The organism is Sphingobium algorifonticola (assembly GCF_004005485.1).
Lineage (GTDB): Bacteria > Pseudomonadota > Alphaproteobacteria > Sphingomonadales > Sphingomonadaceae > Sphingobium > Sphingobium algorifonticola.
This window is the reverse complement of record NZ_RZUL01000003.1, coordinates 124,048-138,640: the sequence shown is the minus strand read 5'-3', so window position 1 is coordinate 138,640 and position 14,593 is coordinate 124,048. Positions and strand designations below refer to the sequence as shown.

Here is a 14,593-nt window from a genome sequence, read left to right as displayed (position 1 = left end):
AGAGGGGAGCGGCTTGCGAAGCAAGTCGCGCTTGGCAGGGCCAAGCATATGCGCTCCAATCCGACGGAAGCCGAACGCAAATTATGGATGCTCTTGAGAGGTAAGCGGCTCGGTGGTTTCAAGTTCAAGCGCCAGCAGCCGATTACCCCATACATTATCGATTTTGTCTGTTTCGAATATCGGTTGATCGTCGAAGTGGATGGATCACAGCATGCGGATAATGCTTATGATACGAAGCGGGATGACTGGTTGAAATCACAGGGCTTCAAAATCCTTCGTCTATGGAACAATGACATTATGAATGATGAGGAAGGTGTCCTCGCCGCCATCATGGTTGCGCTGGAAGTCGATAAGGCGGCGTCGAGCCGCCTTATCGACTAACCCCTCTCCCCAACCCCTCCCCCGCAAGGGGGGAGGGGCCTTACACAGGAGATACCCTTGGCTGACCAATTCGACCTTATCGTGCTTGGCTCCGGTCCCGGCGGCTATGTCGCCGCGATCCGCGCGAGCCAGCTGGGTCTCAAGACCGCGATCGTGGAGCGCGAGAGTCTGGGCGGTATCTGCCTCAACTGGGGCTGCATCCCGACCAAGGCGCTGCTGCGCTCGTCGGAAATCTATCATTACATGCAGCATGCCGACAAATATGGCCTGTCGGTGCAGAAGCCCGCTTTCGACATCGAGAAGGTCGTGGCGCGTTCGCGGGGCGTCGCCAAGCAGCTCAATCAGGGCGTCACCGGCCTGATGAAGAAGAACAAGATCACCGTCTATTTCGGTGACGGCAAGCTGACGGGGAAGGGCACGCTCTCCGTCACCAAGGATGGCAAGGCGACCGATCTGGCGGCGAAGAACATCATCATCGCCACTGGCGCGCGCGCCCGCGACCTGCCCTTCGCCAAGGCGGACGGCAAGCGCATCTGGACCTATCGCCATGCGATGGTGCCGCCCGAAATGCCGACCAAGCTGCTCGTCATCGGTTCCGGCGCGATCGGGATCGAGTTTGCCAGCTTCTACAACGATATGGGTGCGAAGGTGACGGTCGTGGAAATGCTCGACCGCATCCTGCCCGTGGAGGACGCAGACGTCAGCGATTTCATGGCGAAGAACCTCACCAAACAGGGGATGGACATCCGCGCGTCGACCGGCGTGCAGAAGATCACCGACACGGGCAAGGGCATCAGTGCGGAGATCAAGGATAAGGACGGCAAGGTCACGACCGAAGAGTTCAGCCATGTCATCGTCGCGGTCGGCATCGTGCCGAACAATGAAGGCATTGGCCTTGAAGAACTGAAGATCGCCAAGGACCCGCGCGGCCATATCGAAGCCGACGAGTATTGCCGCACCAACGTGCCCGGCATCTATGCGATCGGCGACATCACCGGCGCACCCTGGCTGGCGCACAAGGCAAGCCATGAGGCGATTATCGCAGTCGAGCATCTTTCGGGCGGCCATCCGCATCCGATGGACAAGCTGAATATCCCGGGCTGCACCTATTGCCATCCGCAGGTCGCCTCCGTCGGCCTGACCGAGGCGAAGGCGAAGGAAGCCGGATACAAGGTGAAGGTGGGCAAGTTCCCCTTCATCGGCAATGGCAAGGCGATCGCGCTGGGCGAAACCGACGGCTTCGTGAAGACCGTGTTCGACGAAGCGACCGGCGAATTGCTCGGCGCGCATATGGTCGGTGCGGAAGTGACCGAGATGATTCAGGGCTATGTGATCGGCAAAACGCTGGAAACGACCGAGGCGGAGCTGATGGAAACCGTGTTCCCGCATCCCACCATTTCGGAATCGATGCATGAAAGCGTGCTCGGCGCTTACGGCCGCGCGCTGCACATCTGACGACAAGATTTCGGGGGGATATGCCATGTTGAGGCTTTGCGTTCTTGTCGCTGCTGCCGCGCTGCTGGGCAGTGCCGCCCATGCCGAAAAGGTCGTCGTGACCGCTGACCGGATGATCGACGTGCTGACCGGCAAAACGGTGGATCATCCGGCAATATTCGTCACCGACGGTCGCATCACCGGCATTGCGGATGCACGCACGGTACGCTGGGGCAGCGACGTGCGGCAGATCGATATGGGCGGCAAAACGCTGGTGCCCGGCCTGATCGACATGCATGTCCATCTCGACAGCCTGGCAGAGGTCGGCGGATACAACGGCCTGCAATATACCGACAGTTTCTGGACAGTGGTGGCCGCGAACAATGCGCGCAAGATGCTGCGGGCCGGGTTCACGACGGTCCGCAACGTTGGATCGGGGCAATATAACGACGTGGGGGTGAAGCAGGCGATCGACCAGGGCTATGCCACAGGCCCGCGGATCGTGCCCGCTGCCCATGCGCTGGGGGCAACCGGCGGTCATTGCGACCAGACCTATCTGCCGCCGAGTTTCAAGGCAAAGGGCGAGGCGGTCGCCGATGGTGCCCAGGCGCTGCGCGTCAGGGTCCGCGAGCAGCGGAAATATGGGGCAGAGGTCATCAAGGTGTGTGCGACGGGCGGTGTCTTCTCCCGCAATACCGAGCCGGGCCAGCAGCAATTGTCCGTCGAGGAACTGAGCGCCATTGCCGATGAGGCACATCAATGGGGTTTGCGCGTCGCCGCCCACGCGCATGGCGCAGCCGGAATCAGGGCCGCGATCCAGGCGGGCATCGATACGATCGAACATGCGAGCCTGGTGGATGACGAAGGCATCAAGCTGGCCGTCGCCCGCAAGCAGCCGGTCTGGTTCTCGATGGATATCTACAACACCGACTATACCCAGGCCGAAGGCGCGAAAAACGGCGTCCTCCCCGACAATCTGCGCAAGGATCGCGAAATCGCGCAGATTCAGCGCGACAATTTCCGCAAGGCCCATGCCGCGGGCGTACGCATGGTATTCGGATCGGACGCGGGTGTGATGCCGCACGATCAGGTCGGCAGACAGTTCAAGGTGATGGTCGAATACGGCATGACCCCGATCCAGGCAATTCAGGCCGCGACCCGCAATGCGGCAGAGGCTCTGGGCAAGGACAAGGATGTCGGCGCGATCGCCGTGGGCCGCTATGCCGATATGGTCGCGGTCACCGGCGATCCGCTGAGCGACGTGCGCCTGCTCGAAAAGCCCGACGCGGTCATCAAGGGCGGTGTGCTGGTCGCCGACTGACGCCTATTTCTGACAGGGATAGGCGTCGTTCAAAGCGACGCTCACCGTCAGCGAGGCCGGAAAGCTGCGCTGATCGGGGTAGGCGCGCAGATATTTGACCACCAGATCGCGGACCTGCTCCGCACCCAGCCTGTCGGGCCAGCAATTGTCCGGCGCGCGGCCAAGGAAGATGTCTTTCTTGATGCCGTCGACAACGCCCACGATATAGGCGGTGCATGCCAGCGCATATTCAGGGGCCTTGTTCTGGCATTTGGCGTAGAGCGTGGTCCCAGTTTCGAACATGAAAGTCTGTGCACCTGCGGGCGGCGACGGCAGCAGGACGGCGGCAACGCCGAGAGCGCGCAAACAGACGGGAATGGCCATGCGTTGCACTATGACCTGTCGGCGCGCGACGCACCACGGCAATAAAGTGCTAACGCTGTGGTAACGCCCTTTTGTGCGACGGATGGCGGAAGGACAGCGACGAATGGAAGCGGACGTCTGTCCTTGGCAGCGATCGGCATCCCGCGACGGAGGTTCGCAGGGCAAGGCCGGTATCGGCCCCGTTCGATCGGGCGTTTTTCAAGGTTTAGTGCCTGTTAACGACAGGCCTCTATAGCGGCAGCATGAGCGCCATACCGTTCGCCATATCTGACGCCGGGCCACCGGGTTCCTGGTCACCCGTCGCTTCGGGCGCAGGACCGGTGGCCGCCTGCGTACGCCATGTCATCGATCTCAATGCGCTGTTCGCCGACCATCGCAACGGCTGGCCGGACGCGCTGATGAGCGAAACGCGGCGTCATCTTGCGGGATGCGTCACCTCGGTCGAAGCAGCGATGGTCGATGCGGCGCGCGGCAGCCCCGTCGGCCGCCTGAGCGGTGCCTTGGCGGCACCCGTTGCCTGGCCGCACATCGGCGACCAGCCCGCGCTGCTCTCGCCGGACCTGCTGGCCCATATGCGCCTGCGCGCCGCCGCCAGCCTGCTGGCCGGACAGGCCGTGCGCAGTCATGCCGACACATCCGCCGACAGCATCCATGGCACCGCCACGTTGCTCGATTCGGACAATGTCGCCATCGTCGAAACCGCGGCGGCCCTCGCGCGCGCGGAAAGCCGATGGTCGACACGCGGGCCCGAAGGGGCAGTGATGCGCGCCGATCTACCTGCGGAGCATTTCGCCGAACTGGTCTGGACCGTCGCCGCGCTTCTCGCCGTGACGCTGAACCGGTCCGGCCTGGCGGAGGAACCGGTCGCGCTGGCGGCGATGACCGACGCGGCGCTCCATGTCCTTGCCGGGCATGACGAAGGCGCGGGCGGATTTGCGCTGGCATCGCGGCTCGCCCGGATGGCGCAGGCAGCCGGACTGCACGGCCCATTGCTTGGCCATGCGCTGGGTGAACGGCGTTATCTGCTGTTTACGGCGCTCGCCGGGGAGATCCTCGGCACCAGCGGGGAGATGATCCTGGACCGCCTGGTTCATGGCAGCGAGGGAGATATCGCCGCGCTCTGCCGTTGCCTGGGGGGCAGTGCGGAGGATTACCGGCATCTGCTGCTCGATCTGCAAGTGGTGCGCGGGACGCAGGCCGATCCTTCGCTCGTTCATCTTGCCGATCACTATGACGCCATGACGATGGCGGACGCCGACGCGCATCTGGCCGACATTCGCTGTCCGATGCCGCTGCGTGCCAAGCTCGCCACGATCCGGGGCAGGCGGGCGGCATGACCGGCGCCATCACCATGCAGGATGTGCTGCGCGCGACCGTGCATGCCGACGGCCGGTTGCTGTCCGCCGATCCGCCGCTGGCGACGCTGCAACGGCATGCTGGCGGCAGCGTCGATGGCCCGCTGGCCGTGCCGCAATTGGCGGCATTGGCGCGATTGGCGCTGCGTCTCAACATTCCGCTGTCGCGACCGGTGATTGCGGCAGGACCGTCGAGCGATATCGACATGTGGGTTCGCGCCCAGCCGCGGGGTGAACAGATCGACCTCACGATCATCGAATGGCGCGAGCGCCCGGCGCAGACCGCTGTGCCCGAGGACAAGGGCCGGAGCGCCGACCTGCTGGCGAGCGGCGACGGTTGGTGGTGGCAGATCGACGCGCAGTTGCGGTTCGTCGTCGTCGATGCCGACGATGCCGGAAGCGACGACGCCATGCTGCCAAAGGTCGGCAGCAGGCTGGCGGGATGGTTCCGCATTGCCGCCGACACCGATGGCGATCTGCCGATATTGCGCGCCTTTGCAGAGCGCCGCCCGTTCAATGGCCAGCGTGCTACCGGACCGGACGAGACGCCCTGTCTTTTGTCCGGCATGCCGATGTTCGACGCGCACGGACGCCTGACGGGCTATCGCTGTCGGACGCAGCCGGTCGTCCAGTACAAGACGCCCGATCGCACGGACGATGCGCCGGGACTTTCGCTGCCGATGTTCGGGCGTCGGCTTGACCGTGCGCTGCGCCAGCCGCTCGGGCGGATCATTGCCAATGCGGAGACGATCAGCAGCCAACGCGAAGGGCCGTTGCGCCCGGACTATGCAGGCTATGCCGCCGACATTGCCTCAGCGGGACGCCATCTGATGGCGCTCGTCGATGACCTGGCCGATCTACAAGCGATCGACCGCCCTGATTTCACGGTTACGATCGAGGATGTCGATCTCGCCGATCTGGCCCGCCGCGCCGCGGGTCTGCTAGGCGTCAAGGCAGCGGACAGGCGGATACGCCTCGACGCGCCGGACGAGCATGAGCATCTGATGGCGCGGGGCGAGTTCCGGCGAGTGCTGCAGGTCCTCGTCAACCTGATCGGCAATGCCGTCCGCTATGGGCCGGAAGGTTCGATGGTCTGGATTCGTGTCGATCAGAGCGACGACGGACGGGCGAATGTGACCGTGGCCGATCAGGGCAACGGCATTGCCCCCGAAGACCATGAACGGATTTTCGACAAGTTCGAACGGTTGGGACGAGACGAGGCCGGGGGCAGCGGCCTTGGCCTCTATATCTCCCGCCGCCTTGCTCGTGCCATGGATGGCGATATCCGAGTCGACAGCGCACCTGGCCAGGGTGCCCGTTTCGTCCTCACCCTTCCTGCGGCCTGACGAAAAAGGCGGCACCTTGCGGGTGCCGCCTTCTTGCTAGGATCCAAGCAGTCGCTGCTTACCGCTGCGCAACCGGCACATAGTCGCGCTGCGCCGGGCCGGTGTAGAGCTGGCGCGGGCGACCGATTTTCTGTGCCGGGTCGGAGATCATTTCGTTCCATTGCGCCACCCAGCCGACGGTGCGCGCCAGGGCGAAGAGCACGGTGAACATCTCGGTCGGGAAGCCGATCGCTGAAAGGATGACGCCGCTGTAGAAATCGACGTTTGGATACAGCTTTTTTTCGATGAAATAGGGGTCGTTGAGCGCAATCTGCTCCAGCTCGCGCGCGGTATCGAGCACGGGATCGTTGATGCCCAGCTTGTCGAGCACTTCGCTCGCGGCCTTCGACAGCACCTTGGCGCGCGGATCGAAGTTTTTGTACACGCGATGGCCAAAGCCCATCAGGCGGAACGGATCGTCCTTGTTCTTCGCGCGCGCGATATATTCGGGGATACGGTCCGGCGTACCGATTTCGCGCAGCATGTTGAGCGCCGCTTCGTTCGCACCGCCATGCGCCGGTCCCCACAGGCAGGCGATGCCCGCCGCGATGCAGGCGAAGGGATTGGCGCCCGACGACCCGGCAAGACGCACGGTCGATGTCGAGGCATTCTGTTCATGGTCGGCATGCAGGATGAAAATCTTGTCCATCGCCGCTTCGACGACGGGATCGACCACATATTCCTCCGCCGGAACGCCGAAGGTCATGCGCAGGAAATTGCCGGTATAGGACAAGTCGTTGCGCGGATAGAGGAACGGCTGACCGACCGAATATTTATAGGCCATGGCGGCAATCGTCGGCATTTTCGCGATCAGGCGATGGCTGGCGATGGTCCGCTGCAACGGATCGTTGATGTCCGTCGAATCATGATAGAAACTCGACAATGCACCGACGACGCCGCACAGAATAGCCATCGGATGCGCGTCGCGGCGGAACCCGCGATAGAATGTCGACAGCTGCTCATGCACCATGGTGTGGCGCGTGATCGTGTAGGTGAACTTGTCGAGCGTTTCCTTGTCGGGAAGATCGCCGTTCATCAGAAGATAGGCCACTTCCATGAAGCTCGACTGTTCGGCCAGTTGCTCGATCGGATAGCCGCGATGCAGGAGAATCCCTTCATCGCCATCAATGTAGGTGATGTTGGATTCGCAACTCGCGGTCGAGGTAAACCCCGGATCGTAGGTGAACATGCCGGTATTGGCGTACAGCTTGCGCACGTCGATGACCTGCGGACCAACCGAACCATCGAGGATGTCATAATCCTTCGTGGCGTCTCCGATCGTTAGCGTGGCTTTGGTGTCGGCCATATTGTTCTCCGTTTATGCCGCGTCAGACCGCAGGGGCATGACGCACGTCCGAAAGTCGTGACAGGGTTTCCTCTTTCCCGAGCAGAAAGAGCACATCGAATATGCCCGGCGAGGTAGTGCGCCCCGTAAGTGCTGCACGCAGGGGCTGGGCTACCTTGCCAAGACCAAGTCCGGCATCCTCTGCGACATGCCGTATTGCTTCCTCGATCGCCTCTGCCGTCCAGGACTGGAGAGGGGCAAGGGCGTCAACGGTCGTTCCGATCAGCGCGCGCGCATCATTGTCTAGCAGAGCAAGCGCCTTCTCGTCAAAATCCAGCGGGCGATTTGCGAACAGAAAAAGCGCGCCATCGGCGATTTCGTCCAACGTCTTCGCGCGCGGCTTCAGCGCGGCCATGGCCGCAGTCAGCAGCGCCGTGTCGATATCCGCGACGTCCCGGCCGGTACGTTCGGCAACGCGCGGCGCGACGAGCGCAGCCAGACGCTTGTCCTCGGCCTCGCGGATGTAATGCCCGTTCAGATTTTCCAGCTTCTTGATGTCGAACCGCGACGGCGAGCGGCCGACGCCGCCCAGATCGAACAGGGCGATGGCCCGGTCGATCGGAATGAACTCCTCGTCGCCATGGCCCCAGCCCAGCCGCAGCAGATAGTTGAGCACCGCCTCTGGCAGCATCCCCATGTCGTCGCGATAGCTGTCGACACCCAGTGCGCCATGCCGCTTGGACAGTTTAGCCCCATCAGAGCCGTGGATAAGGGGAATGTGTGCGTAGACCGGTTCCTGCCAGCCCATCGCGCGGATGATGCAAAGCTGCCGGAAGGCATTGTTAAGATGATCGTCGCCGCGAATGACATGGGTGACGCCCATGTCATGATCGTCCACCACCACCGCCAGCATATACGTCGGCGTACCGTCGGAGCGCAGCAGGATCATGTCGTCAAGTTCGGCATTCTGCACGACGACGCGGCCCTGCACGGCATCCTCGATCACCGTTTCGCCAGATTGTGGGGCCTTCAGGCGGATGACGAAGGGCGCACCATCCGGCGCTTCCGAAGGATCGCGGTCGCGCCACCGCCCGTCGTAGCGCATCGGCTGCTTCATCGCGCGCTGCTGTTCGCGCAATTCGGCCAGTTCTTCCGGGGTCGCATAGCAGCGATAGGCATGACCGCCCTCCAGCATCGCCTGCGCCACCTGCGCATGACGGGCGGCGCGGGCAAACTGAAACACCGGTTCCTGGTCACTGGTGAGGCCAAGCCAGTCGAGACCGTCGAAGATCGCAGTGATCGCTTCTTCGGTGGAGCGGGCACGATCGGTGTCCTCGATCCGCAGCAGGAACGTCCCACCATGGTGCCGCGCAAAGAGCCAGTTGAACAGCGCCGTCCGCGCGCCGCCGATGTGCAGGAATCCAGTGGGAGAGGGGGCAAAGCGCGTGACGACCGGCACGTTTTCAATGGTTGCGCTCACGCAGTGATTCCCCGACATTCGGCAAGAAGTGACCCAGAATTGCGACGCCCCTAGCATGGCTTTTGAGCCGCGACAAACCCGTGTTGCAGGTGCAGCAAGGCGCTGGGCCGCGGCGGTCCTTGCGGCTTGCGAAACCTGGCTCGAACGGGAGAGGGACCATGTCCCGCTCTGGCTACCCGTCGGGTTCGGCGTCGGCATCGCCGCGTGGTTCATCCTGCCCGATCCGATGGCATGGGCCGCCTTTTGCACCCTTTCGCTTGCCGTGGGGGTCGCGGGGGCGCTTCTGCCGCACGGCGGGCGATTGCGCCGGATGATCGTGGCGGCAGGCCTGCTGGCTGCCGCGGGCTGCCTCATCATCTGGATCAAGGCGGCGGCATTGGGCACAGCGCCGCTGGCACGTCCGGCCTTCGTCGCGCTGGACGGCAGGATCGCCGCCGTCGAGCCGCTGCCGGCACAGGCGATGACACGGCTCATGATCCGTCCGGTCGGTCGCCCCGACCTGCCGGACCGAATCCGGGTGAACGTCGCCGATCAGGACTGGCAGCCGTTCATGACGACCGGCGCGGTGATCCGCTTTCGTGCGCGTCTGATGCCGCCTGCGCCGCCTGCGGTGCCGGGTGCCTATGATTTTGCACAGCGCGCCTATTTCCAGGGCATTGGGGCAACGGGCCGGGCCTTGCCGCCGATTGAACGCATCACCCCCGCCAGCGTGCAGACGGAGCCGCTGCGCCAGCGGCTGTCCCGGCACATTCAGTCGCGCGTGGAGGGTGGTGCTGGCGCGATCGCGGCGACACTGGCGACCGGGGATCGGGGTGCCATCAGCGAGGAGGATGCCGAGGCGATGCGGCGCAGCGGCCTGGCGCATCTGCTGTCGATCAGCGGCTTGCACGTCACCGCGCTGGTCGGTGCCGTCATTTTCCTGCTGTTCCGCGTGATGGCACTCAGCCCGCGGGCCGCGCTCCACTGGCCGCTGATGCTGATCGCCGCGCTTGGCGGTGCGCTGGCGGGCATCGGCTATACGCTGATGACCGGTGCGGATGTGCCGACGATTCGGTCATGTATTGCCGCGCTTCTGGTGCTTGGTGCGCTGGCGCTGGGGCGCGAAGCGATTACCCTGCGGCTGATCGCAGCGGGCGCGATCTTCGTGCTGTGCCTGTGGCCCGAATCGCTTGTCGGCCCCAGTTTCCAGATGAGCTTTGCGGCCGTGATCGCGATCGTCGCGTTGGCCGAACATCCCGTGTTCCGAGCCATTACCCATGCCCGTGACGAGGGATGGCCATGGCGGCTGGCGCGCGGCATCCTGGCCTTGTTCCTGACCGGGGTCGCCGTTGAACTGGTGCTGGCACCGATCGCGCTGTACCATTTCCATCAGGCAGGCGTGCTGGGGTCACTCGCCAATCTGATCGCGATCCCGCTGACCACCTTCGTTATCATGCCGTTTGAGGCGCTGGCCCTGATTCTGGACGGCATCGGCCTGCTGCCCGGTCTCAGCCTCGGCACGCCTGCCTGGTGGGTGGTGGAGCAGGCATTGCGGCTGCTGCTCTGGCTGGCACATGCAGTCTCCGCGCAGCCTTATGCCGTTGCGCTGCTGCCGACATTTGGCAAGCTGCCATTCGCCCTGGTCGTCGCGGGGGGGCTGTGGTGCCTGCTTTGGCGCACGCGATGGCGCTGGATCGGCCTGCTGCCTGTTGCAGCGGGGTCGATCATGATGGCGACGACGCCGTCACCCGATCTGATCGTTACCGGCGATGGCCGCCATCTTGCCGTGCGGACCGCAGGCGGCATGGCCCTGCTGCGCGATCGTGCGGGTGATTATGTCCGCGACGCGATGGCGGAAAGCGCGGGCATGGACGGCGCGGTGCTGGCGCTGGCCGACTTGCCGGACGCGCGATGCAACGCCGACATGTGCGCCGTGCTTCTGTCATCCGGGCATGAACGCTGGCGCCTGCTGGCGACGCGCAGCCGCGATCTGGTCGATCCGGCCGCGCTCGCCGCGGCATGTCGCGCGGCCGACATCGTGGTCAGTGACCGGCGGTTGCCGCGGAGCTGTGTGCCGCGATGGCTGAAGCTGGACCGGGCCATGCTCGGGCGAACCGGTGGCGTTGCCATCACGCTGCGCAATCGAAGCCTCCGAACGGTGCGTATGCCGGGCGACGCGCATCCATGGATGCTTTACGATTCCATACGGCAAAAGGGGAGCCATGATGGCATGGCTCCCCGACGAAACAGTGACCCGCGGCCTTATGCGGCGCGCTGATCCTTGTTGATGTCGATAAGCTGACCGCCGTTGATCGCGATCTTCTTGGGCTTCATCGCTTCGGGCACTTCGCGCACAAGCTCGATCACCAGTAGACCATCGGCCAGATCGGCGCTTTCCACGCGGACGAAGTCGGCCAGTTCGAAGCGACGGTCGAAGCTGCGATTCGCGATCCCGACATGCAGATACTTGCCCTGCTCGGTCTTGCTCACGTCTTCCTTGCGGCCGCTGACCTGCAGCAGGTTCTGCTGTGCCGTGATCTCCAGCTCGTCAGGACGGAAACCTGCCACCGCCAGCGTGACGCGATATTTGTCTTCGCTCAGCCGCTCGATGTTGAAAGGAGGATAGTTGTCGCCTGCGTTGATCCGGGCGTTGTTTTCGATGAGGTCGAACAGACGATCGAAACCCACGGTCGAGCGGCGATAGGGAGTAAGGTCAAAACCACGCATTTTCATATCTCCTTCAAGAGCATAATGAATGTTGCGGCAGGCCCAAATAACGGCACCTGCCTGATGCTTGCCCGGACCCGAACGGCGACCGGACAGAGGAAATATGGTTGTAAGCGGCGAGGCTTCAAGAGGCTGTCTGTCGGGAATCATAAACGCCCGGACCGTTGCCGATCCGGGCGTAGATGGACGATTGCTCGTCTCCCCCTTGGTATCGCGTCAACCAGTCTTTCAGCCCCCAAGCTCCAGACCGGGACTGCGACATCCCTGAACCACGGCCATTGCCTATGTTTCAATTGTGTTGCTATGCCCCCGCCCGCCGCCTGTCACGGTGAAAGTGAATAACTGATTCATTTTGGGAACGCCCTGTGTTCTATCGGCAACAGGCGGCATGCCTTGCCTAGCCGAAAGGCGATGCCTAGAGCGGCGTCATGACTTTGGCACCATTACAGAGCCCGACATGATTCTTTCGCGATACGAGCGGATGATTGCGCGTCGCTATCTCCTCCCGGGCAGGGGGGAAGGATTCATCTTTCTGGTCGCCGGGATCAGCCTCGTCGCGGTGATGCTGGGCGTTGCCGCGCTCATCATCGTGATGAGCGTGATGAACGGTTTTCGCGCCGAACTGTTCGAGAAAATCGTGGGACTGAACGGCCATGCCGTCGTGCAGGGCTATGGCGGTCGCCTGCCAGACTGGCGCGACATATTGAAGGAAGCGAAGGCGACACCGGGCGTGACCAGCGCGACGCCACTGATCGAACAGCCGCTGCTCGGCAATTATCAGGGGCGGGTGGAGGCCGTGCTGGTGCGCGGCATGACGGTGCAGGACATTCGCACCAATGAGACGCTGAAGGGCAAGGTGCTCGCCGGATCGCTTGCCGCCTTGACGCCGAATGCCGGAAAGATTGCGATCGGCGCCCGCCTGGCCGAAAATCTGGGTGTTTCTGTCGGCGGACGGCTGAGCATCATCAATCCCGCCGGGCGGACGACACCGTTCGGCACGGTGCCGCGCGAAATCAGCTATGACGTCGCCGCGATCTTCGAAGTGGGCGTTTATGAATATGACAAGGCGTTCATCATCATGCCGATGGAGGACGCACAGACCCTGCTGCTGCTGGGCGATGTCGTCGGGATGATCGAAGTCGAAACGGTCAATGCCGACCGTGTCCAGACCATCCTTCAGCCCCTGGCCGAAAAAGTGACGGGACGGGCCGTCGTCACGGACTGGCGGCAGATGAACGCATCACTGTTCGAGGCACTGGCGGTGGAGCGGGTGGCGATGTTCGTGGTGCTTTCGATCATCGTGCTGGTGGCGGTGTTCAACATCCTGTCCTCGCTCATCATGCTGGTGCGCGCCAAGACGCGGGACATCGCCATTCTGCGCACTATGGGTGCGTCCCGATCGGGGCTTGTGAAGATATTCATGACCGTCGGGATCACGATCGGGACGCTCGGCATGGTCGCCGGCCTGGCGCTTGGCTTCACCTTCCTGTTCTTCCGTCAGGCGATCGTGAACGCTATCCAGTTCGTCACCGGCCAGAATCTCTGGGATCCCTCGATCCGGTTCCTGACCGAGCTGCCATCGAAGCCTGACCCGTTCGAGATCGTCGGCATCTGCGTCATGGCGCTGGTCTTCAGCTTCCTTGCAACGCTTTATCCGGCGTTCAAGGCCGCCAATACCGATCCCGTGCAGGTTCTCCGCTATGAGTGATGTCCTCAACGTCAGCGATCTGCGGCGCAGCTTCACGCAGGGCGATGCGACGATAGATGTGCTGCGCGGTGTTCACCTGTCGGTGGCTCCGGGCGAAATCGTGGCGCTGCTGGGTCCGTCCGGGTCGGGGAAATCGACTCTGCTGCAAGCGGTCGGGCTGCTCGAAGGTGGGTTCGAAGGGTCCATCCGCATCGCGGGCGAGGAGGCCGCGCAGCTTTCGAACGATGGCCGGACGCGGGTGCGCCGTGACAGTCTGGGTTTCGTCTATCAGTTCCATCATCTGCTGCCCGACTTCAACGCCGTGGAGAATGTCATCCTGCCGCAGATGATCCGCGACGTGACTGCCGCCGATGCGCGCCGCCGGGCCGAAACGCTGTTGACGACACTTGGCCTTGGTCATCGTCTGGATCACCGGCCAAGCCAGCTTTCGGGCGGCGAGCAGCAGCGCGTCGCCGTCGCCCGTGCGCTGGCCAATCGGCCCGCGCTGGTCCTTGCCGACGAACCGACGGGCAATCTGGACGAAACCACTGCCGACATCGTGCTGGCCGAGTTTCTGCGGCTGGTGCGCGAGGAAGGATCGGCCGCGCTGGTCGCAACCCATAATGAACGGCTGGCGGCGAAGATGGATCGCGTCGTCCGCCTGCATGGAGGCATATTGGCATGACGGCCATCACCGACTTTACGGTGCGCAAACCCGATGGCACCATGCAGTCGATGGCGGACTATGCCGGTCGGGTGCTGCTGATCGTGAATACGGCCAGCCAATGTGGGTTCACGCCGCAATATGAGGGGCTGGAGGCGCTGCATCGCGAATATGCGGAGCGCGGCCTTTCGGTGCTTGGCTTTCCATGCAATCAGTTCGGCGCGCAGGAGCCTGGGGATGCGGCGGAGATCGCGCGCTTCTGTTCGCTCCATTTTGATGTGACCTTCCCGCTGTTCGCCAAGATCGACGTCAATGGCGCGACCGCCGATCCGCTGTTCGTGTGGCTGAAGGCGCAGCAGCCCGGACTGCTCGGCACGCAGGCGATCAAGTGGAACTTCACCAAGTTTCTGGTGGATCGCAGCGGCCATGTGGTCGCGCGCCATGCCCCGACCGTAAAGCCGGAATCGCTGCGCGCACAGATCGACGCCTTGCTCTGATTTCACTTCCGCGAATCAGACTATCTCCCCTAGGG

The 14,593-nt window shown here is 63.3% G+C and carries 13 protein-coding genes; 9 read left to right on the top strand and 4 right to left on the bottom strand.

The window, feature by feature from the left end:
• Positions 1-48 precede the first annotated feature (48 nt).
• Genes ENE74_RS09805 through ENE74_RS09795 form a run of 3 tightly spaced genes read left to right on the top strand, consistent with a single transcriptional unit; the run spans position 49 to position 3,136 of the window.
• A complete protein-coding gene (locus tag ENE74_RS09805; protein WP_127690767.1) occupies positions 49-381 on the top strand; it encodes an endonuclease domain-containing protein in 333 nt (110 codons plus the stop codon).
• Between the two features lie 57 nt (positions 382-438).
• Positions 439-1,836, top strand: coding sequence for a dihydrolipoyl dehydrogenase (lpdA, locus tag ENE74_RS09800; protein ID WP_127690766.1), 1,398 nt, complete (start codon positions 439-441; stop codon positions 1,834-1,836).
• Between the two features lie 25 nt (positions 1,837-1,861).
• Complete coding sequence (locus ENE74_RS09795; RefSeq protein WP_127690765.1) at positions 1,862-3,136, top strand: Xaa-Pro dipeptidase; 1,275 nt, start codon at positions 1,862-1,864, stop codon at positions 3,134-3,136.
• A gap of 3 nt (positions 3,137-3,139) precedes the next feature.
• Here ENE74_RS09795 and ENE74_RS09790 read toward each other — a convergent pair whose 3' ends face one another.
• Positions 3,140-3,418, bottom strand: coding sequence for a Rap1a/Tai family immunity protein (locus ENE74_RS09790; protein ID WP_127690764.1), 279 nt, complete (start codon positions 3,416-3,418; stop codon positions 3,140-3,142).
• 323 nt (positions 3,419-3,741) lie between these two features.
• Between ENE74_RS09790 and ENE74_RS09785 the strand changes: the two genes are divergently transcribed.
• The gene (locus ENE74_RS09785) at positions 3,742-4,836 is read left to right on the top strand and encodes a DUF2336 domain-containing protein (RefSeq protein WP_127690763.1); all 1,095 of its coding nucleotides are present in this window, start codon (positions 3,742-3,744) and stop codon (positions 4,834-4,836) included.
• Complete coding sequence (locus ENE74_RS09780; protein ID WP_241241932.1) at positions 4,833-6,200, top strand: sensor histidine kinase; 1,368 nt, start codon at positions 4,833-4,835, stop codon at positions 6,198-6,200. The genes ENE74_RS09785 and ENE74_RS09780 overlap by 4 nt, the downstream gene beginning before the upstream one ends.
• 58 nt (positions 6,201-6,258) lie before the next feature.
• On the opposite strand, the gene ENE74_RS09775 is transcribed toward ENE74_RS09780, so the two are convergent.
• Entirely contained in the window at positions 6,259-7,545 is a 1,287-nt protein-coding gene (locus tag ENE74_RS09775) for a citrate synthase (protein WP_127690762.1), read from the bottom strand.
• A 22-nt stretch (positions 7,546-7,567) separates the two neighbouring features.
• Entirely contained in the window at positions 7,568-9,022 is a 1,455-nt protein-coding gene (gene gltX / locus ENE74_RS09770) for a glutamate--tRNA ligase (RefSeq protein ID WP_127690761.1), read from the bottom strand.
• Positions 9,023-9,059: 37 nt separating this feature from the next.
• Here gltX and ENE74_RS09765 point away from each other — a divergent pair, with 37 nt between their 5' ends.
• Complete coding sequence (locus ENE74_RS09765) at positions 9,060-11,261, top strand: ComEC/Rec2 family competence protein (protein ID WP_127690760.1); 2,202 nt, start codon at positions 9,060-9,062, stop codon at positions 11,259-11,261.
• Here the strand turns inward: ENE74_RS09765 and ENE74_RS09760 are convergent.
• Complete coding sequence (locus ENE74_RS09760) at positions 11,246-11,716, bottom strand: Hsp20 family protein (protein ID WP_206517685.1); 471 nt, start codon at positions 11,714-11,716, stop codon at positions 11,246-11,248. The two genes, ENE74_RS09765 and ENE74_RS09760, sit on opposite strands and share 16 nt — an antisense overlap.
• 451 nt (positions 11,717-12,167) lie before the next feature.
• On the opposite strand from ENE74_RS09760, the gene ENE74_RS09755 reads away from it, so the two are divergent.
• Genes ENE74_RS09755 through ENE74_RS09745 form a run of 3 tightly spaced genes read left to right on the top strand, consistent with a single transcriptional unit; the run spans position 12,168 to position 14,558 of the window.
• Complete coding sequence (locus ENE74_RS09755) at positions 12,168-13,418, top strand: lipoprotein-releasing ABC transporter permease subunit (protein WP_127690758.1); 1,251 nt, start codon at positions 12,168-12,170, stop codon at positions 13,416-13,418.
• Positions 13,411-14,082, top strand: coding sequence for an ABC transporter ATP-binding protein (locus tag ENE74_RS09750; protein ID WP_127690757.1), 672 nt, complete (start codon positions 13,411-13,413; stop codon positions 14,080-14,082). The genes ENE74_RS09755 and ENE74_RS09750 overlap by 8 nt, the downstream gene beginning before the upstream one ends.
• Complete coding sequence (locus ENE74_RS09745; protein ID WP_127690756.1) at positions 14,079-14,558, top strand: glutathione peroxidase; 480 nt, start codon at positions 14,079-14,081, stop codon at positions 14,556-14,558. The genes ENE74_RS09750 and ENE74_RS09745 overlap by 4 nt, the downstream gene beginning before the upstream one ends.
• Positions 14,559-14,593: the final 35 nt, after the last annotated feature.

What these genes read in the sequence shown, in the direction of transcription:
- ENE74_RS09805 (WP_127690767.1), top strand. Translation starts at nt 49, where the DNA reads ATGCGCTCCAATCCGACGGAAGCCGAACGCAAATTATGGATGCTCTTG.
- ENE74_RS09795 (WP_127690765.1), top strand. Translation starts at nt 1,862, where the DNA reads ATGTTGAGGCTTTGCGTTCTTGTCGCTGCTGCCGCGCTGCTGGGCAGT.
- ENE74_RS09790 (WP_127690764.1), bottom strand. Translation starts at nt 3,418, where the DNA reads ATGTTCGAAACTGGGACCACGCTCTACGCCAAATGCCAGAACAAGGCC.
- ENE74_RS09785 (WP_127690763.1), top strand. Translation starts at nt 3,742, where the DNA reads ATGAGCGCCATACCGTTCGCCATATCTGACGCCGGGCCACCGGGTTCC.
- ENE74_RS09780 (WP_241241932.1), top strand. Translation starts at nt 4,833, where the DNA reads ATGACCGGCGCCATCACCATGCAGGATGTGCTGCGCGCGACCGTGCAT.
- ENE74_RS09775 (WP_127690762.1), bottom strand. Translation starts at nt 7,545, where the DNA reads ATGGCCGACACCAAAGCCACGCTAACGATCGGAGACGCCACGAAGGAT.
- gltX (WP_127690761.1), bottom strand. Translation starts at nt 9,022, where the DNA reads ATGTCGGGGAATCACTGCGTGAGCGCAACCATTGAAAACGTGCCGGTC.
- ENE74_RS09765 (WP_127690760.1), top strand. Translation starts at nt 9,060, where the DNA reads ATGGCTTTTGAGCCGCGACAAACCCGTGTTGCAGGTGCAGCAAGGCGC.
- ENE74_RS09760 (WP_206517685.1), bottom strand. Translation starts at nt 11,716, where the DNA reads ATGAAAATGCGTGGTTTTGACCTTACTCCCTATCGCCGCTCGACCGTG.
- ENE74_RS09755 (WP_127690758.1), top strand. Translation starts at nt 12,168, where the DNA reads ATGATTCTTTCGCGATACGAGCGGATGATTGCGCGTCGCTATCTCCTC.
- ENE74_RS09750 (WP_127690757.1), top strand. Translation starts at nt 13,411, where the DNA reads ATGAGTGATGTCCTCAACGTCAGCGATCTGCGGCGCAGCTTCACGCAG.
- ENE74_RS09745 (WP_127690756.1), top strand. Translation starts at nt 14,079, where the DNA reads ATGACGGCCATCACCGACTTTACGGTGCGCAAACCCGATGGCACCATG.